Consider the following 21,408-nt stretch of genomic DNA (forward strand, 5'->3'; position numbering starts at 1 on the left):
GTCGCAGGCCGGGTGTGTTCTCATCGGCAGGACAAACCAAACGCGTGGAGATACACATGGTTGACGTTTCGCTCATCAAGGAACACCTCGAAGTCGTAGGCTCGGACGGCGGTCACGTGGGCCGGGTCGATCACGTCCTGGGCGACCAGATTGAACTGGCGAAGCTGGATTTCGCCGGCGGCTTCAAGCACCACATGATCCCGGTCAGCTGGGTCGAACGGGTCGATGACAAGCACGTCCATCTGAGCCTGACCCAAGACGACGCCAAGGCGCGCTGGACCGAGAAGCCTCACTAAGGCCGATCTGACGCCGATTTAATGAATGCCCCGCTGCACAAGCGGGGCCTTTTGCTTATCTGCGATATGTCGCATTGGGCGACAGTGGAGCCTGTCTTGATGCGCCTGATCCTGAATATCCTCTGGCTCATCTTCGGCGGCTGGATTTCCGGCCTTCTATGGTTGCTGGGCGGCGCGATCCTGGCGCTGACCGTTGTCGGCCTGCCGTGGACGTTCGCAGCGTGGCGCATCGCCAGCTATTCGTTCTGGCCCTTCGGCCGCGAGATCGTGTGGCAGGACACGCATCCTGTCGCTGGCTGTGTCGGCGTCGTGTTGAACATCGTCTGGTTCGTCGTGGCCGGCTGGTACATCGCCCTGACGCATTTGATCATCGCCGTGGCGGAGTTCGTCTCCATTATCGGCATTCCGTTCGCGCTGAAGGATCTCGAATTGGCCAAGCTGGCGCTGGCGCCGGTCGGACGCACCATCCGCGACAAGGCCTGACCCAAAAGAAAACGCCGACGTCAGACGACGTCGGCGCTGCAAAATTTTGTCCCTGGATGGGATCAGCCCGGCGAGATCATCTTTTCCGGCCGCACGGCTTCATCGAACTCCGCGTCCGTCAGATAGCCGCCGCCGACAGCCTCTTCGCGCAACGTGGTGCCGTTCTTGTGCGCGGTCTTGGCGATCTTGGCGCACAGGTCATAGCCCAGCTTGCCGTTGAGGGCGGTGACCAGCATCAGCGAGTTGTTCAGGCCGCGCGCAATATTGTCCTCGCGCGCTTCGATGCCGACGACGCAGTTGTCGGTGAAGCTGATGGCCGCGTCGGCGACCAGGCGCACCGACTGCAGGAAATTGTAGGCCATCACGGGGTTGTAGACGTTCAGCTCGAAATGGCCTTGCGACCCGGCGAAGGTCAGGGCGGCGTTGTTACCGAACACTTGGACGCAGACTTGTGTCAGGGCCTCGCATTGCGTCGGATTGACCTTGCCCGGCATGATCGACGAGCCCGGCTCGTTTTCCGGCAGCGCCAGTTCGCCCAGACCCGAACGCGGGCCGGAACCCAGGAAGCGGATGTCGTTGGCGATCTTGAACAGGCTGGCGGCGACTGTGTTGATGGCGCCGTGGCTGAAGACCATGGCGTCGTGGGCGGCCAGGGCCTCGAACTTGTTCGGGGCCGTGGTGAAGGGCAGGCCGGTGATCTCGGCGATCTGGGCCGCAACCTTCTCGGCGAAGCCGATGGGCGCGTTCAGGCCCGTGCCGACGGCGGTGCCGCCCTGCGCCAGTTCCATTAGGGCCGGCAGCGTCTGTTCGATGCGCTTGATGCCGTTCTCGACCTGTTGCGCATAGCCGCCGAACTCTTGGCCCAGCGTCAGAGGCGTGGCGTCCTGGGTATGGGTGCGGCCGATCTTAATGATGTGGCCCCAGGCCTTGGCCTTGGCGTCCAGCGCGGCGTGCAGATGCTTCAGCGCCGGGATCAGGTCTTTGACCACCTGCTCGGCGCAGGCGACGTGCATGGCCGTGGGATAGGTGTCGTTGGACGACTGGCTCATATTGACGTGGTCGTTGGGATGGACCGGCTTCTTGGAGCCCATCTCGCCACCCAGAATCTCGATCGCGCGATTCGAGATCACCTCATTGGCGTTCATGTTCGACTGGGTGCCCGAACCCGTCTGCCAGACCACCAGCGGGAAGTGGTCGTTCAGCTTGCCTTCGATGACCTCATTGGCGGCCTTGATGATGGCGTCGGCCAGGGCCGGATCCAGCTTGCCCAAGTCACGATTGGTCTCGGCGGCCGCACGCTTGACGATGCCCAGGGCGCGCACGACCGGCAGGGGCTGCTTTTCCCAACCGATCTTGAAGTTGCCCAGCGACCGCTGCGCCTGGGCGCCCCAGTAGCGATCGGCGGCGACTTCGATCGGGCCGAAGGTGTCGGTCTCTGTGCGGACGTTGCTCATGCGCGTAAATCTCGTCTCTCAGGCGTGGCGATGGGTTGCGCGGCGGTGTAGCACGAGAGCCATGCAGGGCAAGACGAAGGCGGATTGGATCGGGACCGGCAAGGTCCGGGCGCGTGAAGACGGCGACGCGGTCGAGATCGTCATCGATGGCCTGACGACCCAGGCCAAATACTATAAGCCGCTGGTCTATGAATTCATGCGCAAGGAATGGCGCGGAGCCAGACCATCATGGGGCGACCATGTCGTAGAAATCCGCATGGAGCATGTCGGCGAGCCGCCGTGGATGGACCTCGACAACCTGGCCAAGGCCTTGCTCGACTCCATCAAAGGCTATCTGTTCCACGACGACGCCCAAGTCGCGCGGCTGCTGGTCGAAAGACGCGAAGGCGAAAGAGAGCGGATCCTGATCCGCTCCTATCCACGCAAGGACTGACGGCGGCTATTTCTTGCGGAACTGGTCCAGCGAAACGACCTTGGGGCCATCCGAAATCGGCGGCATGTCCTGGGGAGGGGTCGGCTCGTCTTCGATCTCGTCCAGAAGCTGCGGGTCTTCGAACTGCAGCAGGAATTGGACGCTGGGATCGTAGAAGCGCGTGATCGCGGAATAGGGGATGACCAGGCTCTTGGGCATGCCGCCGAAGCGCAGCTTGACCGAGAAACGCTCAGGCTCGACGCGCAGATCGTCATACTGGTGCTGCAGAACGACCGTCATCTCTTCCGGATATTTCGCCAGAATGTCGGGGGCCACGCTGACGCCAACGGCGCGCGTCTTGAAGGTAATGTAGAAGTGGTGGGCGCCGGGCAGGCCCTCGGCCAGCACGCGTTCCAGCGCGGCACGCATAACGCCGCGCAGGGCTTCCTGCGCGAGCTGTTCGTACCGCATCTCATCGACCGGAGGGGCCTGGTCGCTCATCGTCACCTCACATCAGAGCGCGACTGATAGCGGCGCAGGGCCGTAGGCGAAAGGTGTCATGAAGGTAAAGCGCCGGGATTCTGGCGCCAGGCTCCCGATCATTTTTTGGAAAGTGCCGGGGGTTCTGTTGCCAGGCCCCCCGACGGGCCCCGCCCAGGGATCTGAACCCCTAGGACTTAAGATTCGAAATCACTCGAACCGCATTACGCGGCGAGAGCGACTTCTCCAGCGAAGTTATCGTTCGCAGTTAGAAAATGGCCCGATACGGTGGGCCAGGACGAGCGAAAGCAATCCTCTTTACACGTCCGTCGATGCTAGTCGGCCCCATGCTGCCTCCGCCGATAACGCGGGGAGAAAGTTGGTGGAGCCGCCGGGAATCGCACCCGGGTCCGGTCCGCTTATTACAAGCGCATTTATCGCCATAGTCCGGCCGAGACCGGACATGGCGAATATAGGCGGTTTTCGCAGGATTAAAAGGCGGCGGCGTCAGCCGGCCCGGTTGCTTGGCAATTCCTCGCCGCGGCCTGGGCTCGTCCGGTCCATCATCTGGCGCGAGTTATCGCGCTGTTCTTGCCACTGCTGACGCGTCAGGCAAACCTTCTGAGGGCGGTTGGAGCCCACGACCCGCTCGCGTCGGCATACCATGCGGTTGTCCTCGTTTGCGGGCTCGGAGACGCTCGGCGCGGGTGCGGCGGGTGCCGGGGCCGTCTGCTGCGCTGACGAGAGCGACAATATAAATCCAAACACGATCACACGACGTCTCCAACATGGTTCGCATTACGGCGTAGTGGTTTTTCCTCGCCGCCGCAAACCAGCGCAACTTCGTTGTCGGGATCAGCCGGCGCCTGATGTGGAATGGTCAGTTGTAGTGCGCAACCAACGCGGCGTCTGCTGTCGGAACCAGGTCAACTGACGTTTGGCATAATTTCTCGTCGCCTGTTTTAGAGCCGCGACGGCGTCGGTCCGCGTCATCTCGCCAGACAGCAGGGCGGCCAGTTCACGCACGCCTACCGCCTTGATGGCGGGCAGATTGTCGGGCAACCGGCGGGCGGTCAGGGTCTGCACTTCGTCCAGTGCGCCGTGTTCGAGCATCAGATCCACGCGGGCGTCGCAGTTGCGATAGAGGTGATGTCGGTCCGGTTCGATCACCATCCCTGTCCATGAGTCTGGCGCGAGCAGAGGGCGGGTGTCGGCCTGCCAGTCGCTGAGCGACCGGCCGCTGGCGACGAAGACGCTCATGGCGCGCACCAGCCGTTGCCGGTCGCCCTGTTCGATGGCAAGGGCCGCACGGGTGTCGGTCTCGGCCAGGCGGGCGCGAAAAGCTGTCTCGCCTAGGGCGGCAAACTCGGCTTCGACCGCGTCTCGGGTTGCGAGCGGGACAGGGGGAATGTCCGCCAATCCCCGCGTCAGCGACATGAAATACAGCCCGGTGCCGCCGACTAGGATCGCAGGACGATTTTCCGCGCGCAGTTCACCAAGGATATCCAACGCCGCGCGGCTCCAGCGTCCGACGGACCAGGCGTCCGCCGCGTCTGCGACGCCATAAAGTCGATGATCGGCCTGGGCTTCATCTTCAACCGACGGGCGGGCCGTCAGGATGCGCAGGTCGGCGTAGAGCTGCTGGCTGTCGGCGTTGATGATCACCGCGCCCGTTTCGCGCGCCATCTTCAGCGCCAGCGCCGACTTGCCCGAGGCGGTCGGGCCGGCGATCAGGGTGATTGGGGGCGGCTTGGACAAATCGTGGCTCGCGGGACGGGTTCGAGGGCGATAGAACGCGCGCATCATCGCCTGCAAGTCCCTTGGAGACCGCCTTGGTCGAACGCTCCGCCGTCATCGCCGCCCTCGACGCCATCATCGATCCGGTTTCCGGCCAGGGGTTGGTCGCCGCCGGTCTGGTTCAGGGTCTGGTCGTGGCCGAGGATCGCGCGGGGTTTGCCATGGAAGTCGATCACACCCAAGCGGCCGCCTACGCGCCGGTTCGTAACAAAGCGGAGGCTGCGCTGAAGGCCATTCCCGGCATGGCGCGCGTCTCGGTCATTCTGACCGCCGAGACCCAGCCTACTGCTGCGCCGCGCACGGCGGGCCTTTCCAAGGCGGCGGTTGATCAGGGCCGCGCCAAGGCGCCGGTCCCCACAGATCGTCCCCCCCATGTCCGCCGCGTCCTGGCCGTCGCCAGCGGCAAGGGCGGGGTCGGCAAGTCCACCGTTGCGGTGAACTTGGCTGCCGCACTTTCGGCGCGCGGGCTTTCGGTCGGCATTCTCGACGCCGATGTTTATGGGCCGTCGCTGCCGACGATGCTGGGCATCAGCGGCCAACCCACCTACGAGGACGGCGCCATCGTGCCGCACGTCGCTCACGGGCTGAAGGCCATGTCGGTTGGCCTCTTGACCAAGATGGACGACGCCATGATCTGGCGCGGACCCATGGCGTCGCAGGCCATCACCCAGATGCTGACCCAGACGCGTTGGGGAACGGCTGATGCGCCGCTGGACGTGCTGGTGGTCGATCTGCCGCCGGGCACGGGCGACGTCCAGCTGACCCTGATCCAGAAGACGCCGCTGGATGGAGCGGTGATCGTGTCGACTCCGCAAGAAGTCGCGCTGGCCGATGCCCGGCGCGCCCACGCCTTGTTCCAGCGCGTCAATGTCCAGACGTTTGGCCTGATCGAGAACATGAGCGGGCCAGTCTTCGGTGAAGGCGGGGGGAAGGCCGAGGCCGAGCGCCTATCCATCCCGTTCTTGGGCGCCTTGCCGCTGGACGCCGCCTTGCGAGAGGGCGGCGATGCCGGACGACCGCCGGTCGCAACCGATCCGCAGGGCGATATCGCCGGCCGCTTCGTCGAAATCGCCGCGCGCGTGTCCTCAGCGCTCGGACTATAGAAAAAGCCGTCGCAAGGGGTTTTCAAACGCAACCCTGTTCGCCACCTTGGGTGCTACAGATATCCAAGGAGTTCCGATGAGCCTCGACGCCCTGTTCAGCCCATTCACGATCAAGGGGCTGACCCTGCCCAACCGCATCGTCATGGCGCCCATGACGCGGTCCTTCTCGCCGAATGGCATCCCGACCTCCGACGTCGCCGCCTATTATCGCCGTCGCGCCGAGGGCGGGGTGGGCCTGATCGTGACCGAGGGCACGGTCGTCGAGCGTCCGGCGGCGCGCAACGACGCCAATGTGCCGGTCTTCCACGGCGAAGCGCTGCCGGAATGGAAGTCGGTGGTGGAAGAGGTTCATGCCGTCGGCGGTCTGATCGCGCCGCAGATCTGGCACGTGGGCTCGGCCCGCGGACGCGGCGATGACTGGGCGCCTCTGGGCAAGGTGGACAGCCCGTCGGGCATGACCATGCCGGGCAAGACCAAGCTGGAGCCGATGACGGAGGAGGATGTCGCAGACACGATCGCCGCTTTCGGCCGGTCGGCCCGCGCGGCTCGCGACCTCGGCTTCGACGCCGTCGAAATCCACGGCGCCCACGGCTATCTGATCGATCAGTTCTTCTGGGGCGGACTGAATGCGCGCGAGGACCGCTGGGGCGGACCGACCATCGCCGACCGCGCCCGCTTCGGCGCCGAGGTCGTGAAGGCGGTGCGTGAAGGCGTCGGCGACGACATTCCCGTCATCCTGCGCCTGTCGCAATGGAAGCTGCAGGATTATACGGCCCGCATAGCCGAGACGCCGGAACAGATGGTCGAGTGGCTGACCCCGCTGTCGGACGCCGGCGTCGATGTCTTCCACTGCTCGCAGCGGCGCTTCTGGGAGCCGGAGTTCGAAGGTTCGGACCTGAACTTTGCCGGCTGGACCAAGAAGCTGATGGGCAAGCCGACGATCACCGTCGGGTCCGTGGGCCTGGACGGCGAGTTCATCGCGGCCTTCGGCGGCGAAGGTTCAAAGCCCGCCTCGCTGGACGGTCTCCTGCGCCGTCTGGAGAACGAGGAGTTCGACCTAGTCGCCGTCGGCCGCGCACTGCTGGCCGATCCTCAGTGGGTCGCCAAGATCCGCGACGGTCGTGAAGACGAGCTGCGCAACTTCGAGCGTTCCGACCTGATGACCCTGTCCTGATCGGGAATCGTCGAGCCGGCTATGCCGGCTCGACGATCACGCCCGTGCCGTAGCATAGGACCTCGGTCACGCCCGGCATGATCTCCGTCGCGTCATAGCGGACGGCCAGGATGGCGTTGGCGCCGTGGGCCTGGGCGTGTTTGACCAGTTCGTCATAGGCTTCCTGACGCCCGGCCTCAGCCAGCTTCACATAGGCGCCGACGCGGCCGCCCAGCATGGACTGGACCCCGCCGATGGCGTCGGAGATGGCGTTGCGCGAGCGCACCGTGACACCGCGCACCAAGCCGATGTGGCGAGTGACGCGAAAGCCGGGCAGGTCGTTGGTCGTGGTGACGTACATCTGTTTCTCCTAGCGGCGTTCCAACACCCGGAAGATGAAGGCGTGATCGTCCTTCTCGCCTGCCTGATGCGATTCTGACGATACCTCGACCCACGCGGTTTCGTCGAATGCAGGAAAGACGGCGCCGCCTTCGGGCGAAGCCTCGACCTCGGTGATGTAGAGGCGCCTGGCGCGGGGCAGGGACGCCTCGAACAGGGCGGTGCCGCCGATGATGCAGATCTCATCGACGCCATCGTCCTCGGCGGTCTCGCGCCCGATCTCGATGGCTTCGTCCAGCGTGGCGCAGACCAGCGCACCCTTCGACATGCCGTCGCTTTCGTAGGATTCGTCACGCGTCAGCACGATGTTCAGCCGACCCGGCAGAGGCTTTAGCGGCAGGCTCTCCCAGGTCTTGCGGCCCATCAGGCAGGGCTTGCCCACGGTGATGGCCTTGAACCTTTGCAGGTCCGAGCGCAGCCGCCAGGGCAGGTCGCCGTCGCGGCCGATGACGCCGTTGCGTCCGCGCGCGACGACCAGGGAAATGAGGGGCTGGGGCAAGAACCTTGACCGTATCGATGCGTTGAGGTGGCCCATCCAATGAACGCGAGCCCCGTTGTGAGCAAGTATCTCCCCGCCATCGTGGTCGGTTTCCTGGTCGCGTTCGTCGTCAGCGGCGGGCTGGCGTTCTTGTTCTCATCGGCCGGAGCCGACGCCGGCTATCTGCCGATGATGGTCGGCGCATTCTTGGGCGTGTTCACCGCCTACATCATGGCCAATCTGGCGGGCACAAAACTGGGAAAGTCGGCGACGGCGGCGCAGAAGCAGGCTGCACTGGCGTTTCGCCCTCAGTTTCACGATCAGGCTCTGCTGATCGTCTATCGCGAAGGCTTCGTGGGCAAGGCCGCCGGCATGGACCTGTCGGTTGACGATAAGTTCGTGGCCCAGCTGAAGAGCCCGCGCTTCACCGCCATTTCGGTCTCGCCGGGCGGCCACCAGGTGTCCATGGCGTTCGGCGGTCTGGCGGGCAAGCAGAACAAGCCGACGCTTGAGGGATTCATTGCTGCGCCCGGCGACGTGATCGCGTTTCGCGCCACCATGCAGATGGGCATGATGAAAAACCGGATCGTGGTCGAGCGCATCGAAACGGACGACGCCCTGGTCGCGCGTCTGAAGCCGATGATCATGATTGCGCCAGAGACTTAGGATTAAGCTTGAGGATCCAGCCACTTCAGCCATTTGCGCTGCATGGCCTGATCCAGATCGACACCCGCCCGCGCGCAGTAGATCAGCAGCATCCCCAGCACATCCGCCGCTTCGTCACCCAGCGCCTGGCTGTCGGGCGCGCCGCTTGCGCGGCCGGTCAGACGCAGATGCTCGGCGGTCAGTTCGCCAAGCTCTTCCTGAAGCTTGAGCAGGGCCCAATCGCGGTCGCGGTCGATATCGTGTTCGGCGGCGTAAATGTCGGAGATGCGAAGAACCGACGCTGACAGATCGCGCAAATCCATCCGGTCAGCGACGCTCGACGGTGACGCCATCTTCCGCAAAGGCCTGAAGGCGCGACCGGGCGTCGGCGTCGTTCAGCGCATAGGCGTCGAGGAAATCCTCCGTCGCCCGGATGATCTGATCAAACTGCTCGCCTTGCGCCGTCCCCGGCAGCTGGTGGTCTGCGCCCGCGAAGATCATGAGGGTTTTGTCGCCTGCCGGACTGTTGTCGAACGGCGCGCGATGATCGCGCCAATCGCTGACGAAGCCGGGCACCAGATCCTGATCGCCAGTGATCACCAACAGCGGACGGTCAAGCGTGCGGTAGCTGTCTGAGGTGACGAGGCCGGGGATGGAGCCGGCCGAGGAAAAGGCGATTACGCCTTTTACCGCCGGGTCGCCTGCGGGCCCGGCAGCCGTGACGGCGCCGCCCTCGATCACGGACATCAGAGAGCCGAACGAATGCCCCGCCACGATCAGCGGCTTGTCCGAATGCGTATGAGCGGCGATGCCGCGTGCGACGCCCAGGTCGATCAGCCTGGTCGTGAAGGCGGCGCGATTGTCATATTTCTCATGTTCGGGATGGCGCAGAGAATCGACGTGCAGCGGTGCGATTACCGTGAATCCATGCGTCGCCCAGGCCGACAAAATGCGGGCATAGGCCGTCGGCGAGCCGTTATAGCCGTGGCTGAACACCACCACGCCGCGTTCGACCGGGGCGGTCCAGATGCTGATCGGTATGGCCCGACCGTCCGGCGCCGGCACGCTAATTTGTATCGGTGTGATCTCGGCGGCTTCAACAGCGGACGAGATCGGCTGAGCGATGGCCGACGCTGCGGGAATCGCGAGCAGAATGAGACCAAGAGAGAAGGCGCGGATCATCGTGAATGACCTTAAACGGCGACGGCGGCCTTGATGTGCGGCCAGGCCTCATAGCCCTCGAGGGTGAAGTCCGAGAGGTCGAAGGCGAACAGGTCGGTCTTGGGCGCGATCTGCATGACGGGCAGGGGCAGCGGCTCGCGGGTCAGCTGAAGCTCGGCATGTTCGAGATGGTTCAGATAAAGGTGGGCGTCGCCGAAGGTGTGGACGAAATCGCCCGGCTCCAGCCCCACGACCTGGGCCAGCATCATCGTCAGCAGGGCGTAAGAGGCGATGTTGAACGGCACGCCCAGGAAGACATCGGCGCTGCGCTGATACAGCTGGCAGCTGAGCTTTCCGTCGGCGACGAAGAACTGAAACAGGCAGTGGCAGGGCGGCAGGGCCATGTCGTCGACATCGGCCGGGTTCCAGGCGGTGACGATGTGGCGACGGCTGTTGGGATTGGTCTTCAGCCCATGAACCAGCTCCTCGATCTGGTCGATGACGCGGCCGTCCGGCGCAGTCCAGGACCGCCACTGCTTGCCGTAGACTGGGCCCAGCTCGCCCTCGGCGTCGGCCCATTCGTCCCAGATGCGGACGCCGTTGTCCTTCAGATAGGCGATGTTGGTTTCGCCACGCAGGAACCACAGCAGTTCCACAATGATCGACCGCAGATGCAGCTTCTTGGTCGTCAGGACCGGAAAGCCCTTGGACAGGTCGAATCGCATCTGGCGGCCGAAGACGCCCAAGGTGCCGGTGCCGGTGCGGTCGTCGCGACGGACGCCATTGTCGAGGATGTCGCGCAGCAAGCTCAGATACTGCCGCTCGGGATGATCGGCCGGCGCGGTTAGCGTCTCGGTCAGGTTCGGTGACCTTAAGTCCGATCCAGTAGCAAAGTGCCCGCTGCCGTCCATCATCCCGTCCCCAACCTCGGCCAAGGCCGCGCTGAGTCACTTAAGAAGTTCCTAACTAAGGGGTCGCGTCTTGAATTTCATGAAGACGCTGGGAGCCAGAGATACTTGTGGGCGAATCATCCGCCGAAGCCGCCTTCGTCGAGGAAGACCTGTTCTTCAGGAGTCGTCTGGCGGCCCAGGGCGGCGTTGCGGTGCGGGAAGCGGCCGAAGCGAACGATGATGTCGCGGTGCAGCTTGCCCCATTTTTCCAACTCTTCGTCGCCGGCGACCAAGGCCATGTAGCGGTCCTGATCCTCGATCCGTTCGGAATGTTCGAATGGCAGAAGCAGGAAGTTCTTCAGCGCCGGTTCGACCGCCAGATGCAGATTGCGCGCCACGGCCTGGTTTGCAAACATCAGGGCGAGCGGGTCGGTGGCGAACTGATGCGCCGTGCCGCGAAAGCTGTTGCGCGGATACTGATCCAGCAGGATCAACAGCGCCAGGGCGCCCTCGGCCGTGTCCATCCAGTCGTCCCGTTCGCGGCGCGCTGCGGCCCAATGCAGGGCGTGGCCTCGGTCGCGGAAGTCGGCGTCGAACGCCTCGTCCTTGGCGAACCACTTGTCGGGTCCGGCCTCTTTCCAGAAGGCGACGACGTCGGAAGGGGTTATGAAGGCGGTCATGACCCAGACCCTACCCAATCCGCTGCCTGTCTTCCACGACCGCGACTGCGACCTTTCGATCATTTGCGGCAAGCGCGTGGCCATGATCGGTTACGGCAGCCAGGGCCGCACCCATGCGCTGAACCTGCGCGATTCGGGCGTGACCGACATCGTCGTGGGGCTGAAGTCCGGCTCCAAGACGCGAGACCTGGCGCGCGCCGACGGATTCGAGGTGATGACGGCCGGGCAGGCCGCGTCGGGCGCCGACGTGGTCGCCGTCATGACGTCGGACGAGGCGCATCGCGATCTGTGGCGCGACGAGCTGGAGCCGAACGTGCGGCCGGGCGCGGCCCTGATCTTCGCCCACGGCCTGTCGGTACGATTCGGCCTGGTCGAACCGCGCGCGGATCTGGACGTCATCCTGGCCTCGCCCAAGGGGATCGGGCCGCGTATCCGCGATCTGTACGAAGCCGGAGAGGGGGTCTTCTGCCTGTTCGGCGTGCAGCAGGACGCGACAGGCGGCGCGCATGCGCTGGGCCTGTCCTATGCGGCGGCGCTGGGCTGCGGGCGCAAGGGCATTCTGGAAACGACGATGCGGGACGAGTGCGAAAGCGACCTGTTCGGCGAACAGGTGGTGCTGTGCGGCGGGATCGCCGAACTGATCGATTCCGCCTTCATGAAGCTGGTGGACGCCGGTTATCCGCCCGAGGTGGCGTGGTTCGAATGTTTCTACGAGACCAAGCTGGTGACCGACCTGATGTACGAACGCGGCATTGCGGGCGCCTTCGCCAAGATTTCGAACACGGCGGAATACGGCGCCTATCTGACCGGACCGCGCGTCATCGGAGCCGAATCTCGCCAAGCGATGGATCAGGTGTTGGCGGAGGTTCAAGACGGGACGTTCGTGCGTCGGCTGATGGCCGATTACGACGCGGGCTCGCCCGATCTGACCGCGCGCCGAAAGGCGCTGGACTCAAGGACCATCGAGTCGGTTGGAGCGCATCTGAATGCGGTGGCGCGCCAGGCGATGGAGACCGCAGCGAACGACGACTGATACGGATATTGCAGCGGGCGAAGGCCCGCTGTCGCATCGTCGCTTTTTCTGAGGAGAAGATGGTCGGAGTGAGAGGATTCGAACCTCCGACCCCTGCGTCCCGAACGCAGTGCTCTACCAGGCTGAGCCACACTCCGACCGTGGGGGCTGGCCTGCCGGCGTCGCCCCGAAGTGAGGACGCGGCTTATAGCCATGGGTTCGATAGGCCGCAAGCGCCCATTTCGACCCATCTTCACGGTAAGCGAAAATAGTCCTGAAAGAGGGTGTTGCATCCCAAAACGGCTTGGCGTATCTGACCGCCTCCGCCGCACAGAGTGCTTCGGAAACGCCGGTCCTGCTGGGGAATGGTGTAATGGTAACACTACGGTTTTTGGTACCGTCATTCTAGGTTCGAGTCCTAGTTCCCCAGCCATCCGCCGACAAAGATCGGCGCCGCCGAACCACTTCACAGCTTCAGCATTATCATCTGCGCCAGGGCTTCCGTCCGGATGCCCGGCGACCTAGCTTGACCGCAGACTGCTGCTGAGGAGAACGATGATGGCCACCGCCAAAGAAAAGCGCTTGGCGCCCCTGAAGACGCCGACGAGCCTGTCGGAGGAGGCGACCCAGAGCATTTCCGCCGCTCTGACCGGCCTGCTGGCCGACACGTTCGCTCTCTACATCAAGACGAAGAATTTCCACTGGCACGTCTCGGGTCCGCACTTCCGGGACTATCATCTGATGCTGGACGAGCAGTCGGCGGAAATTCTGGCCATGACCGATCCCATGGCCGAGCGGGCGCGCAAGATCGGCGGGACCACGCTGCGCTCCATCGGTCAGATCGCCAAGGAATCACGCATCGCCGACAATGACGCCGACTATGTCGATCCGCTGGATATGCTGGCCGAGCTTCGCGACGACAACGGCGAACTGATCGGCCGGATGCGCGAGGTGCATGACCTGTGCGACGAGCATAACGACGTCGCGACCGCCAGCCTGCTCGAGAACTGGATCGACGAGAGCGAGAAGCGCGTCTGGTTCCTGTTCGAATCGGGTCGTCGCGGCAACGGCTGAGGAACCGCAGCGCTTGCGCCGTCTTATGTATCGTCGGTAGTCGATGACGGATGGCGCAGGAGGGGCGTGTGAATCAGGTTTCGGTGATCTGCGGTTTGGCGATCGTGGGCGTGCTGGCGGCCTCGCCCGCCTCAGCCGATATGTCCAAGGCGTTCGGCAACACGATCGTGTCCCATTATCCGAACGGACAGTGGGTAAGGCACTATTTCGAGCCGGATGGACGTTACACCTCGCAGTTTTCGGACGGACGGCGTGTGGCGGCTCGCTGGTCGGCCGAGGGCGACAAGATTTGTTTGTCCGGCTTCAGCCCGCGCCAGATTCTACCGCGCTTTTGCAGCCGGATGGTCGAGGCCGATGTCGGCGACACCTGGCGCGCCCGCGATCCCTTGGGACGCTCCATCCGCAACGAACTGGTCGCCGGGCGTCGCTGAGGCCTTGCCCTGAGCGGCGTCACCCTCTAGAGGCGACCGCCTACCCGATGCGGATGTGGCGGAACTGGTAGACGCACTGGATTTAGGTTCCAGCGCCGAGAGGCGTGGAGGTTCGAGTCCTCTCATCCGCACCAAGACAAAAAAAGGCCCCGGAGCGATCCGGGGCCTTTCTTTATTCCTGGCCTATCGCGCTTGGGCTACTTGAGGCCGATAGGTGGGCCTGCCGCGATCGGTGCGACAGGCCTCGCATTTCGCCTTAGCTGATCGGCGGCACGGGCGGCGGGGGAACGTCGCCATCCGTTTCGTGAACCTCGACCACGCCGCGACCCAGGTGGCTCTTGCGGTAGCCGTAGGCGAAGTAGATCAGCAGGCCGATGCCGCCCCAGATCGGCAGCACCATCTTGGCGTCGTGAGGCAGGTTCCAGAACAGGAAGGCGCAACCGAATGCCGACAGGGGCGCAAACACCCAGATCAGCGGCGTGCGGAACGGGCGCCGGCGGTTCGGATCCTTGACCCGCAGCACCAGCACCGCGATCGACACCATGAAGAAGGCGAACAGGGTTCCCGAGTTCGAGATGTCGGCCAGCTGACCGACCGGGAACAGGGCGCCGGCGATGGCGACCGCGATGCCGGTGGCGGCGGTCACGATATAGGGCGTCTTCCACTTGGGGTGGATCTTGGTCAGGCCTTCCGGCAGCAGGCCGTCGCGCGCCATCACGAAGAAGATGCGGGTCTGACCGAAGATCATCATCAGGATGACCGACGGCAGCGCCAGCAGGGCGGCGGTGCCCAGGGCGTTGCCGATCTGGGGGTGACCGACGACGCGCAGAACGTGGGCCAGGGCCTCGTTGGAGCAGACCAGCATTTCTGCGTTGGCGGGCAGGGCGCAAGCGGCCACGAAGGCGGGCGAGCCCGGCTGTACCGCTTCACCGGCGGCGCCCAGAACCGGCTGGGCGCCGATAGCGCCGGCGGCGCCGAGCGCGACCAACAGATAGAAGATCGTGCAGATGGCCAGCGAGCCGATCAGGCCGATGGGCACGTTACGCTGCGGATTCTTGGTTTCTTCGGCCGCCGTCGAAACGGCGTCGAAGCCGACATAGGCGAAGAAGATCGAGGCCGCGGCGCCGACGATGCCCATCCCAGAATATTGGCCGAACAGGCCATTGGGGGCGAACGGCGACAGGTTGGCTGACTTGATGACGGGCAGGGTGATGACGATGAAGACCGTCAGGGCGATGACCTTGATCGCGACCAGGATCGCATTGACCCGAGCCGATTCCGTGGTGCCGACCATCAGCAGAGCCGTCACCAGCAGGGCCACGACGATGGCGGGGATGTTGACGATACCGGCCGAGAAGTCAGGCGTGGGGATGAAGCCGTTCATCGACCAGGTCGGCCCGGCGGATAGAAGATCAGGGAAGTCGAATCCGAGTCCCTGTTCTATCAGCCCGAGCACATAGCCCGACCAACCGACCGACACGGCCGAGGCCGCCACGGCGTATTCCAGGATCAGCGCCCAGCCGACCGTCCAGGCCAGCAGTTCGCCCATCACGGCGTAGGTGTAGGTGTAGGCCGAGCCCGAAACCGGCGCCATCGACGCCAGTTCGGAGTAGCAGAGCGCCGCGACCGCGCAGACCGCGCCGGCGATGACGAAGCTGATCATCATGCCCGGTCCGGCCTTTTGGGCGGCCGAAGCAGTCAGGACGAAGATCCCGGTGCCGATGATGGCCCCGATCCCCAGAAGCGTCAGTTGAACAGGACCAAGCGACCGGTGAAGCGACTTCTTCTCGGCCGTGGCAAGGATCGCGTCGAGCGACTTAACGCGCCACATAAAATACCCCCACGTTTTGATGCAGCCCCTCGGCTGCTTGGGGCGGACGCTAGCGACGGATGAGGCGGCGCGCAACGCGCATGACGGGGTGGTTAAGGCGCGACGACGCTTTCGTGATCGCCCATCGGCAGGCTAGAGGCGACGTATGCTGCCCATCCACGCCGTTCTGGAACCGCTGAAAGCCGCGTTGAGCACGGGCAATACGGCCGTGCTGGCGGCGCCGCCGGGGGCGGGCAAGACGACGGTCGTGCCGCTGGCCCTGCTGGATCAGCCTTGGCTGGAGGGCAAGGTGCTGGTGCTGGAGCCGCGACGCCTGGCCGCACGGGCGGCGGCCGACCGGATGGCTGCGACCCTGGGCGAACAGCCGGGGGGGACGGTGGGCTATCGCACCCGGCTGCAGAGCCGGATCGGGCCGAACACGCGGATCGAGGTGATCACCGAGGGCGTCTTCATGCGCATGATTCTGGACGACCCGGGGCTGGAGGGCGTGGGCGCGGTTCTGTTCGACGAGTTCCACGAACGCAGCCTGGACGCCGATCTCGGGCTGGCTTTGGCGAGAGATACGCAAGGGCTGCTGCGCGAGGACCTGCGGCTGCTGGTCATGTCGGCGACGCTGGATGTGGTCGGGGTCTCGCGCCTGCTCGACGGCGCGCCGGTGATCGAGGCCGAAGGGCGGGCCTGGCCGGTCGAGACCCGGTATCTGGGCCGCAACCCATCCGAACGGTTCGAAGAGGCGGTGGCGCGGGCCTGTCTGACCGCCTTGGGCGAGGAGGCGGGGTCGGTGCTGGTCTTCCTGCCAGGGCAGGGCGAAATCCATCGGGTGGCCAGGCTGGTGAACGCGCGGCTGCGGCTGCCGAACGTCGATGTCGTGCCCCTTTACGGCGGACTGGACCGGGCCGAACAGGACCGGGCCATCGAACCGGCGGCTGTGGGGCGGCGCAAACTGGTGCTGGCGACCTCCGTTGCGGAAACCAGCCTGACCATCGAAGGCGTGCGGGTGGTGATCGACGGCGGCCTGTCGCGCGTGCCGCGGTTCGAACCGTCCAGCGGCCTGACCCGTTTGGCGACGGTCAAGGTCAGCCGATCCTCGGCCAAACAGCGGCGCGGGCGGGCCGGGCGCACCGAGCCGGGCGTTTGCTACCGCCTGTGGGATGAGGAACAGACGCGCGGGTTGGTCCCGCATCAACGGCCGGAAATCCAGGAGGCGGACCTGACCGGGCTGGCCCTGGACCTGGCCCGGTGGGGCGCACGCTCGGTCGAGGGGCTGGCCCTGCTAGACGCGCCGCCGGCCGGAGCCATGGCTGAGGCGCGCAAGGTGCTGACACGGTTGGGGGCGCTGGATGCAGATGGCGGCCTGTCGAAACACGGGCTGCGCCTGACGAGGATTCCGCTGTCGCCGCGGCTGGCGCATATGGTCGCCGTGGCGTCCGACGTCGGCGATGCGATGACGGGCGCACGGATCGCGGCGGTGTTGAGCGAGCCGGGTCTGGGCGGATTAAGCGTCGATCTGGCGGATCGCCTGATCGGGCTGGAGCGCGATCGGACGCAGAGAGCGCGCGATTCGATCAAGCTGGCGGAGCGCTGGGCGCGGGCGGCGGGCGGCGGGTCCGGTCGGACGATCGATCCGGGCCTGCTGCTGGCGGAAGCTTTCCCTGAGCGGATCGCCAAGGCGCGGGGCAAGGCGGGTGAATATCTTCTCGCCAGCGGGAGAGGAGCCGTGCTGGAGGCGACCCACCATCTGGCGCGTGAGCCTTGGTTGGCGATCGCCGAACTTGGCGGCGGCGATACGCGCGACCGGGTGCGACTGGCGGCAGCGCTGGAGGCGGACCGGATCGACAGCGATCTGGCGCGCCTGATCTCGACGGAGGATCGGCTGGCGCGCGAACCGTCGGGGCGGTCGGTGATCCGGCGCTCGCGACGCATCGGGGCCATCGTGCTGGACGAAAAGATCGTCGGCGCGCCGGATGCGAAGACCTTGACCGCCGCCCTTCGGGCCGAGATCGAGGCGGATGGGCTGGGCGCGCTGAAATGGGGCGAGCAGGCGTCGGGACTGCGCGCCCGGCTGGCCTTCCTGCACGCGCGCGACCCAGCTTGGCCCGATGTGTCGGACAACGCCCTGCTGGCGGCGCGAGAGGACTGGCTGTGGCCTTTGCTGGAAGGGGCGAAATCGCTGGATGGGATCGCTGACGGTAACCTGGCCGAAGCCCTGCGCAGCTTGATCCCGTGGGATCTGCAACGCCGTCTGGACGAGCTGGCGCCCGCGCGTCTGGTCACGCCCCTGGGATCGGCGGCCATCGACTACGCCGCCGAGGGCGGGCCGCGCGTGGATATTCGGGTGCAGGAACTGTTCGGCGTGACGACGCATCCGACCGTCGGCGGCATGCCGTTGACCCTCGCCCTGTTGTCGCCGGCGCGACGGCCGGTGCAAGTCACCAAGGACTTGCCACGCTTCTGGTCGGGCTCGTGGGCGACGGTGCGTGCGGAGATGCGCGGCCGCTATCCCCGTCATCCGTGGCCAGAAAACCCAGCCGAGGCGCAAGCGACGAACCGGGTCAAGCCGCGCGGCGCCTGATCGCCTTGACGCGGCGGGCGGGAAACGGGCATCGCTGGGACAACCGGGAGAAGAAGATGTCCGATGTCCTGCCGAAGAACTCCACCGGCCGCGTGCTGTTCGCCAGCCTGATCGGCACGACGATCGAGTTCTTCGACTTCTACATCTACGCCACGGCGGCCGTCCTGGTGTTCCCGACGCTGTTCTTCCCCGGCGAAGATCCGGGGACGGCGCTGCTGTCCTCGTTCGCGACCTTCTCCATCGCCTTCTTCGCGCGGCCAATCGGCGCCTTGGCCTTTGGGCATTTTGGGGATCGAGTGGGACGCAAGGCGACGCTGGTTGCGGCCCTGATGACCATGGGTCTGTCGACGGTGGCCATCGGCCTGTTGCCGACGCACCAGCAGGTCGGCCTGCTGGCCCCCTTGCTGTTGGCCCTTTGCCGGTTCGGTCAGGGGCTGGGCCTGGGCGGCGAGTGGGGCGGGGCGGTGTTGCTGGCGACAGAGAACGCGCCGCCCGGAAAGAAGGCCTGGTTCGGGATGTTCCCCCAACTGGGCGCGCCCATCGGCTTCATCCTGTCCACCACATCCTTCATCGTCCTGACGTCGACGATGAGCGAGACCGCGTTCGAGGGCTGGGGCTGGCGCATTCCGTTCCTGTCCAGCGCCGTGCTGGTGTTCGTCGGCCTGTGGGTGCGACTGAAAATCACCGAGACGCCCGAGTTTCAGAAGGCGGTCGACCGCGACGAGCGCGTGAAGGCGCCCGCCGTGACCCTGTTCGCCCATCACAAGGCGGCGCTGGTGCTGGGGACGTTCAGCGGTGTGACGACCTTCACCCTCTTCTATTTGATGACCGTCTTCGCCCTGGGCTGGTCGACGACGGGTATGGGGCTGGCGCGGGCCGATGTGCTGCCCATCCAGTTGATCGGCGTGCTGTTCTTCGCCGCCTTCATACCGGTGACAGCCTTGCTGGCGGATCGATACGGGCAGGTCAGGGTGCTGATCGCCTCTTCGGTCGGGATCGGCCTGTTCGGCTTTCTGTTCGCACCGCTGTTCGGGGGCGGTCTCAGCGGCCTGCTGATCTTCTTTGCGCTCGGGTTCGCCCTGATGGGCTGCACCTATGGCCCCATCGGCGCGGCCATGGCGCGGCCGTTCCCGACAGCGGTGCGCTACACCGGCGCGTCGATGGCCTTCAATCTGGCGGGCATCCTGGGCGCATCGCTTGCGCCCTACATCGCGCTGAAGCTGGCCGAGCGGTTCGGGCCGGGGGCCGTCGGCGGCTATCTGGCGATCTCGGCTCTGATCACCATCGCCGCCCTGTGGGGCATGGGGCGGGTGGCCCCGGAGGAAAAGCTCTAGGCTTCGTCCGTCGCGGCATAGACCATGATACCGGTGGCGATGGCCAGGTTCAGGCTGTCGGCGCGCCCGCGCATCGGGATCTTGACGTTGACGTCGCAGGCGGCGGCCAGACCGTCGGTCAGGCCCGCCTGCTCATTGCCCATCAGGATCAGCGACGGCCGTTGCATGACGGCTGAGCGGTGACTGACTTTGGCGTCCAGTCGTGTGCCGACGACGCTGCCGGGCCAGCGCTTGCGCCAGGTCAGGAAGGCTTCGGGCGTCGTCTTGGTGATTGAGACGGCGAAGACCGAGCCCATGGTCGCGCGCACAGCCTCGACCGAATAGGGATCGACGCAGTCGCCGATCAGGATGACCCCTCCGCAACCGGCCGCGTCCGCCGTGCGGATGATGGTGCCCAGATTGCCGGGATCGCGCACCTGCTCCAGCGCGACCCAGCAGGGAGCCGAGGCGGGGTTGAGGCTGTCGAGAGGCGCATAGGCCTGTTCGAACACGCCGAGCACGGTCTGCGGATTGTCGCGGCGGCTGATCTTTTCGAGGATGGCGTGGGTGACGACGATGATATCGCCGCCGGCCTTGAGCGTGGCGGCCTTGGCGCGGTCAAGCAACGGATGAGGCCGGGCGTCCTCGCCGACCAGCAGCATCCGGGGTGCGCGCCCCTGGTCCAGCGCCTCGCCGATGAATTTCAGACCTTCGGCCAGGAAGGTGCCGGTCAGGTCGCGTTCCTTGCGCATATGCAGCGCGCGGACGCCCTTGACCGTGTCGTTGGTCAGGGAGGTGATGACGCGATATTCGTCTCGGGCGCTCATCGGCTCCACCGCGCGAAGAAGGACAGACCGATGGCGCGGGCGTCCGGGCCGTCTTCGGATAGGGCCAGTTCGCCCCAGTCGATCCGGCCGCCCCGATTCTGGGTCGCCTCCACCATCAGATGCGCCAGGGACAGGCCGGACACGCGCGCCGCATAGGCGTTCAGCAGCAGGAAGTCGGCATCGTCCGCCAGCAGGGCGGCGCAGTCCTTGAGCAGACCAGGCATGTCCTCGAACAGGCGCCAGACTTCACCCGTAGGGCCGCGCCCGTATTTCGGCGGGTCCAGGATTATGCCGTCATACTTCGAGCCGCGACGAACTTCGCGGGCGACGTATTTGCGAGCGTCCTCGACGATCCACCGGATCGGGTGCTGAGCCAGCCCCGACTGTTCGGCGTTCTCGCGCGCGTAGGCGACCGACTTCTTGGAGGCGTCGACGTGGGTGACCTCTGCACCTGCGGCGGCCGCAGCCAGACTCGCGACGCCGGTATAGCCGAACAGGTTCAGGATCTTCGGCGCGCGGCCGGCTGAACGTGTGAAGTCACGCACCCGTCCGTCCAGCCATTCCCAGTTGGCCGCCTGTTCAGGGAAGAAGGCGAGGTGGCGGAAGGGGGTGAAGCGGCCGGTGAACTTCACATCGCGCCATTTCAACGGGAAGGCGTCGATGGGGCCGTGCTTGTCGAACCGCCAGCGACCGCTGTCTTCCTCCTCCTGCTGCGGATCGAACGTCGCTGTCGCGTTTTCGAAGGCTTTTGGATCGCGGGGCGACCAGAAACACTGCGGCTCGGGTCGGACGACGGTGTAGCGGCCATAGCGTTCCAGCTTCTTGCCGTCGCCGCTATCCAGCAGGGCATAGTCGGACCAGCCGGAGGTCACGAGGGTTTCGGGAGTTTTGGAAAGGACAGGCGCCATCGTCGGGCT

23 protein-coding genes, 3 tRNA genes and 1 other RNA gene are annotated in these 21,408 nt (G+C 65.4%); 13 read left to right on the plus strand and 14 right to left on the minus strand.

Features of this window, described 5'->3' with window-relative positions; all coding sequences use genetic code 11:
- Positions 1 to 56 precede the first annotated feature (56 nt).
- Entirely contained in the window at positions 57 to 296 is a 240-nt protein-coding gene (locus ABIC32_RS11535; RefSeq protein WP_039243689.1) for a DUF2171 domain-containing protein, read from the plus strand.
- A gap of 96 nt (positions 297 to 392) precedes the next feature.
- Positions 393 to 779 (plus strand): YccF domain-containing protein, encoded by a 387-nt coding sequence (locus tag ABIC32_RS11540; protein ID WP_307511418.1) that lies wholly within the window; start codon positions 393 to 395, stop codon positions 777 to 779.
- Positions 780 to 841: 62 nt separating this feature from the next.
- Here ABIC32_RS11540 and fumC read toward each other — a convergent pair whose 3' ends face one another.
- The gene (gene fumC / locus ABIC32_RS11545; RefSeq protein WP_354074264.1) at positions 842 to 2,233 is read right to left on the minus strand and encodes a class II fumarate hydratase; all 1,392 of its coding nucleotides are present in this window, start codon (positions 2,231 to 2,233) and stop codon (positions 842 to 844) included.
- Between the two features lie 61 nt (positions 2,234 to 2,294).
- Here fumC and ABIC32_RS11550 point away from each other — a divergent pair, with 61 nt between their 5' ends.
- Positions 2,295 to 2,666 (plus strand): RusA family crossover junction endodeoxyribonuclease, encoded by a 372-nt coding sequence (locus ABIC32_RS11550; RefSeq protein ID WP_354074265.1) that lies wholly within the window; start codon positions 2,295 to 2,297, stop codon positions 2,664 to 2,666.
- Positions 2,667 to 2,672: 6 nt separating this feature from the next.
- Here ABIC32_RS11550 and ABIC32_RS11555 read toward each other — a convergent pair whose 3' ends face one another.
- From ABIC32_RS11555 to miaA, 3 genes are all read right to left on the minus strand, one after another.
- Entirely contained in the window at positions 2,673 to 3,146 is a 474-nt protein-coding gene (locus tag ABIC32_RS11555) for an SspB family protein (RefSeq protein ID WP_295241906.1), read from the minus strand.
- A gap of 111 nt (positions 3,147 to 3,257) precedes the next feature.
- Positions 3,258 to 3,626: a transfer-messenger RNA gene (gene ssrA / locus ABIC32_RS11560) on the minus strand.
- A 354-nt stretch (positions 3,627 to 3,980) separates the two neighbouring features.
- The gene (gene miaA, locus ABIC32_RS11565; RefSeq protein ID WP_354074266.1) at positions 3,981 to 4,883 is read right to left on the minus strand and encodes a tRNA (adenosine(37)-N6)-dimethylallyltransferase MiaA; all 903 of its coding nucleotides are present in this window, start codon (positions 4,881 to 4,883) and stop codon (positions 3,981 to 3,983) included.
- A 74-nt stretch (positions 4,884 to 4,957) separates the two neighbouring features.
- Here miaA and ABIC32_RS11570 point away from each other — a divergent pair, with 74 nt between their 5' ends.
- Both ABIC32_RS11570 and ABIC32_RS11575 read left to right on the plus strand, forming a co-directional pair.
- Positions 4,958 to 6,025 (plus strand): Mrp/NBP35 family ATP-binding protein, encoded by a 1,068-nt coding sequence (locus ABIC32_RS11570; protein WP_354074267.1) that lies wholly within the window; start codon positions 4,958 to 4,960, stop codon positions 6,023 to 6,025.
- Between the two features lie 76 nt (positions 6,026 to 6,101).
- Positions 6,102 to 7,199 carry an NADH:flavin oxidoreductase gene (locus ABIC32_RS11575; protein WP_199061434.1) on the plus strand — a complete coding sequence of 366 codons (1,098 nt, stop codon included), beginning with the start codon at positions 6,102 to 6,104 and terminating at the stop codon, positions 7,197 to 7,199.
- A 19-nt stretch (positions 7,200 to 7,218) separates the two neighbouring features.
- Here the strand turns inward: ABIC32_RS11575 and ABIC32_RS11580 are convergent, their stop codons facing one another.
- Both ABIC32_RS11580 and ABIC32_RS11585 read right to left on the minus strand, forming a co-directional pair.
- Positions 7,219 to 7,539: a YbjQ family protein gene (locus tag ABIC32_RS11580; RefSeq protein ID WP_039243695.1), complete on the minus strand. Its 321-nt coding sequence runs from the start codon at positions 7,537 to 7,539 to the stop codon at positions 7,219 to 7,221.
- A 9-nt stretch (positions 7,540 to 7,548) separates the two neighbouring features.
- Positions 7,549 to 8,076 (minus strand): dihydrofolate reductase, encoded by a 528-nt coding sequence (locus tag ABIC32_RS11585; RefSeq protein ID WP_199061435.1) that lies wholly within the window; start codon positions 8,074 to 8,076, stop codon positions 7,549 to 7,551.
- A 57-nt stretch (positions 8,077 to 8,133) separates the two neighbouring features.
- Between ABIC32_RS11585 and ABIC32_RS11590 the strand changes: the two genes are divergently transcribed.
- Positions 8,134 to 8,721: a hypothetical protein gene (locus tag ABIC32_RS11590; RefSeq protein WP_354074268.1), complete on the plus strand. Its 588-nt coding sequence runs from the start codon at positions 8,134 to 8,136 to the stop codon at positions 8,719 to 8,721.
- A gap of 2 nt (positions 8,722 to 8,723) precedes the next feature.
- Here the strand turns inward: ABIC32_RS11590 and ABIC32_RS11595 are convergent, their stop codons facing one another.
- The 4 genes from ABIC32_RS11595 to ABIC32_RS11610 all read right to left on the minus strand — a co-directional run bounded on the left by ABIC32_RS11595 (position 8,724) and on the right by ABIC32_RS11610 (position 11,431).
- Positions 8,724 to 9,023, minus strand: coding sequence for a nucleoside triphosphate pyrophosphohydrolase family protein (locus ABIC32_RS11595; RefSeq protein ID WP_354074269.1), 300 nt, complete (start codon positions 9,021 to 9,023; stop codon positions 8,724 to 8,726).
- Between the two features lie 4 nt (positions 9,024 to 9,027).
- Complete coding sequence (locus tag ABIC32_RS11600; RefSeq protein WP_199061437.1) at positions 9,028 to 9,882, minus strand: alpha/beta hydrolase family protein; 855 nt, start codon at positions 9,880 to 9,882, stop codon at positions 9,028 to 9,030.
- Between the two features lie 11 nt (positions 9,883 to 9,893).
- Positions 9,894 to 10,772, minus strand: a complete 879-nt coding sequence (locus tag ABIC32_RS11605) for a thymidylate synthase (protein ID WP_502909343.1) — start codon at positions 10,770 to 10,772, stop codon at positions 9,894 to 9,896.
- Positions 10,773 to 10,888: 116 nt separating this feature from the next.
- Complete coding sequence (locus ABIC32_RS11610) at positions 10,889 to 11,431, minus strand: DUF924 family protein (RefSeq protein ID WP_354074271.1); 543 nt, start codon at positions 11,429 to 11,431, stop codon at positions 10,889 to 10,891.
- Between ABIC32_RS11610 and ilvC the strand changes: the two genes are divergently transcribed.
- Positions 11,430 to 12,464 carry a ketol-acid reductoisomerase gene (ilvC, locus tag ABIC32_RS11615; protein ID WP_354074272.1) on the plus strand — a complete coding sequence of 345 codons (1,035 nt, stop codon included), beginning with the start codon at positions 11,430 to 11,432 and terminating at the stop codon, positions 12,462 to 12,464. The genes ABIC32_RS11610 and ilvC overlap by 2 nt on opposite strands.
- Before the next feature lie 60 nt (positions 12,465 to 12,524).
- Here the strand turns inward: ilvC and ABIC32_RS11620 are convergent.
- A tRNA-Pro gene (locus ABIC32_RS11620) sits at positions 12,525 to 12,601 on the minus strand.
- A 201-nt stretch (positions 12,602 to 12,802) separates the two neighbouring features.
- Here ABIC32_RS11620 and ABIC32_RS11625 point away from each other — a divergent pair.
- The 4 genes from ABIC32_RS11625 (at position 12,803) to ABIC32_RS11640 (ending at position 14,082) form a co-directional block, all read left to right on the plus strand.
- A tRNA-Gln gene (locus ABIC32_RS11625) sits at positions 12,803 to 12,876 on the plus strand.
- Between the two features lie 125 nt (positions 12,877 to 13,001).
- Positions 13,002 to 13,517, plus strand: a complete 516-nt coding sequence (locus tag ABIC32_RS11630; protein WP_246845984.1) for a Dps family protein — start codon at positions 13,002 to 13,004, stop codon at positions 13,515 to 13,517.
- Positions 13,518 to 13,585: 68 nt separating this feature from the next.
- Positions 13,586 to 13,948: a hypothetical protein gene (locus ABIC32_RS11635; protein WP_354074273.1), complete on the plus strand. Its 363-nt coding sequence runs from the start codon at positions 13,586 to 13,588 to the stop codon at positions 13,946 to 13,948.
- Between the two features lie 49 nt (positions 13,949 to 13,997).
- Positions 13,998 to 14,082 (plus strand) — tRNA-Leu (locus ABIC32_RS11640).
- 122 nt (positions 14,083 to 14,204) lie between these two features.
- On the opposite strand, the gene ABIC32_RS11645 is transcribed toward ABIC32_RS11640, so the two are convergent.
- On the minus strand, positions 14,205 to 15,779 hold the full coding sequence (locus ABIC32_RS11645) for an amino acid permease (RefSeq protein WP_354074274.1): 1,575 nt from the start codon (positions 15,777 to 15,779) through the stop codon (positions 14,205 to 14,207).
- Positions 15,780 to 15,924: 145 nt separating this feature from the next.
- Between ABIC32_RS11645 and hrpB the strand changes: the two genes are divergently transcribed.
- Positions 15,925 to 18,351 (plus strand): ATP-dependent helicase HrpB, encoded by a 2,427-nt coding sequence (gene hrpB, locus ABIC32_RS11650; protein WP_354074275.1) that lies wholly within the window; start codon positions 15,925 to 15,927, stop codon positions 18,349 to 18,351.
- Positions 18,352 to 18,407: 56 nt separating this feature from the next.
- Positions 18,408 to 19,685: an MFS transporter gene (locus ABIC32_RS11655; protein ID WP_354074276.1), complete on the plus strand. Its 1,278-nt coding sequence runs from the start codon at positions 18,408 to 18,410 to the stop codon at positions 19,683 to 19,685.
- Here the strand turns inward: ABIC32_RS11655 and ABIC32_RS11660 are convergent.
- Both ABIC32_RS11660 and ABIC32_RS11665 read right to left on the minus strand, forming a co-directional pair.
- Positions 19,682 to 20,491, minus strand: coding sequence for a TrmH family RNA methyltransferase (locus ABIC32_RS11660; RefSeq protein WP_354074277.1), 810 nt, complete (start codon positions 20,489 to 20,491; stop codon positions 19,682 to 19,684). The two genes, ABIC32_RS11655 and ABIC32_RS11660, sit on opposite strands and share 4 nt — an antisense overlap.
- A complete protein-coding gene (locus tag ABIC32_RS11665) occupies positions 20,488 to 21,399 on the minus strand; it encodes an RsmD family RNA methyltransferase (RefSeq protein WP_354074278.1) in 912 nt (303 codons plus the stop codon). The genes ABIC32_RS11660 and ABIC32_RS11665 overlap by 4 nt, the downstream gene beginning before the upstream one ends.
- Between the last annotated feature and the right edge of the window lie 9 nt (positions 21,400 to 21,408).

Origin of the sequence: Brevundimonas sp. 1080 (assembly GCF_040545985.1) — a bacterium.
Taxonomy (GTDB): domain Bacteria; phylum Pseudomonadota; class Alphaproteobacteria; order Caulobacterales; family Caulobacteraceae; genus Brevundimonas.

Coding starts and splice junctions, on each gene's coding strand:
- ABIC32_RS11535 (WP_039243689.1), top strand. CDS start 57: ATGGTTGACGTTTCGCTCATCAAGGAACACCTCGAAGTCGTAGGCTCG.
- fumC (WP_354074264.1), bottom strand. CDS start 2,233: ATGAGCAACGTCCGCACAGAGACCGACACCTTCGGCCCGATCGAAGTC.
- ABIC32_RS11550 (WP_354074265.1), top strand. CDS start 2,295: ATGCAGGGCAAGACGAAGGCGGATTGGATCGGGACCGGCAAGGTCCGG.
- ABIC32_RS11555 (WP_295241906.1), bottom strand. CDS start 3,146: ATGAGCGACCAGGCCCCTCCGGTCGATGAGATGCGGTACGAACAGCTC.
- ABIC32_RS11575 (WP_199061434.1), top strand. CDS start 6,102: ATGAGCCTCGACGCCCTGTTCAGCCCATTCACGATCAAGGGGCTGACC.
- ABIC32_RS11580 (WP_039243695.1), bottom strand. CDS start 7,539: ATGTACGTCACCACGACCAACGACCTGCCCGGCTTTCGCGTCACTCGC.
- ABIC32_RS11595 (WP_354074269.1), bottom strand. CDS start 9,023: ATGGATTTGCGCGATCTGTCAGCGTCGGTTCTTCGCATCTCCGACATT.
- ABIC32_RS11600 (WP_199061437.1), bottom strand. CDS start 9,882: ATGATCCGCGCCTTCTCTCTTGGTCTCATTCTGCTCGCGATTCCCGCA.
- ABIC32_RS11605 (WP_502909343.1), bottom strand. CDS start 10,772: ATGGACGGCAGCGGGCACTTTGCTACTGGATCGGACTTAAGGTCACCG.
- ilvC (WP_354074272.1), top strand. CDS start 11,430: ATGACCCAGACCCTACCCAATCCGCTGCCTGTCTTCCACGACCGCGAC.
- ABIC32_RS11610 (WP_354074271.1), bottom strand. CDS start 11,431: ATGACCGCCTTCATAACCCCTTCCGACGTCGTCGCCTTCTGGAAAGAG.
- ABIC32_RS11630 (WP_246845984.1), top strand. CDS start 13,002: ATGGCCACCGCCAAAGAAAAGCGCTTGGCGCCCCTGAAGACGCCGACG.
- ABIC32_RS11645 (WP_354074274.1), bottom strand. CDS start 15,779: ATGTGGCGCGTTAAGTCGCTCGACGCGATCCTTGCCACGGCCGAGAAG.
- hrpB (WP_354074275.1), top strand. CDS start 15,925: ATGCTGCCCATCCACGCCGTTCTGGAACCGCTGAAAGCCGCGTTGAGC.
- ABIC32_RS11655 (WP_354074276.1), top strand. CDS start 18,408: ATGTCCGATGTCCTGCCGAAGAACTCCACCGGCCGCGTGCTGTTCGCC.
- ABIC32_RS11660 (WP_354074277.1), bottom strand. CDS start 20,491: ATGAGCGCCCGAGACGAATATCGCGTCATCACCTCCCTGACCAACGAC.
- ABIC32_RS11665 (WP_354074278.1), bottom strand. CDS start 21,399: ATGGCGCCTGTCCTTTCCAAAACTCCCGAAACCCTCGTGACCTCCGGC.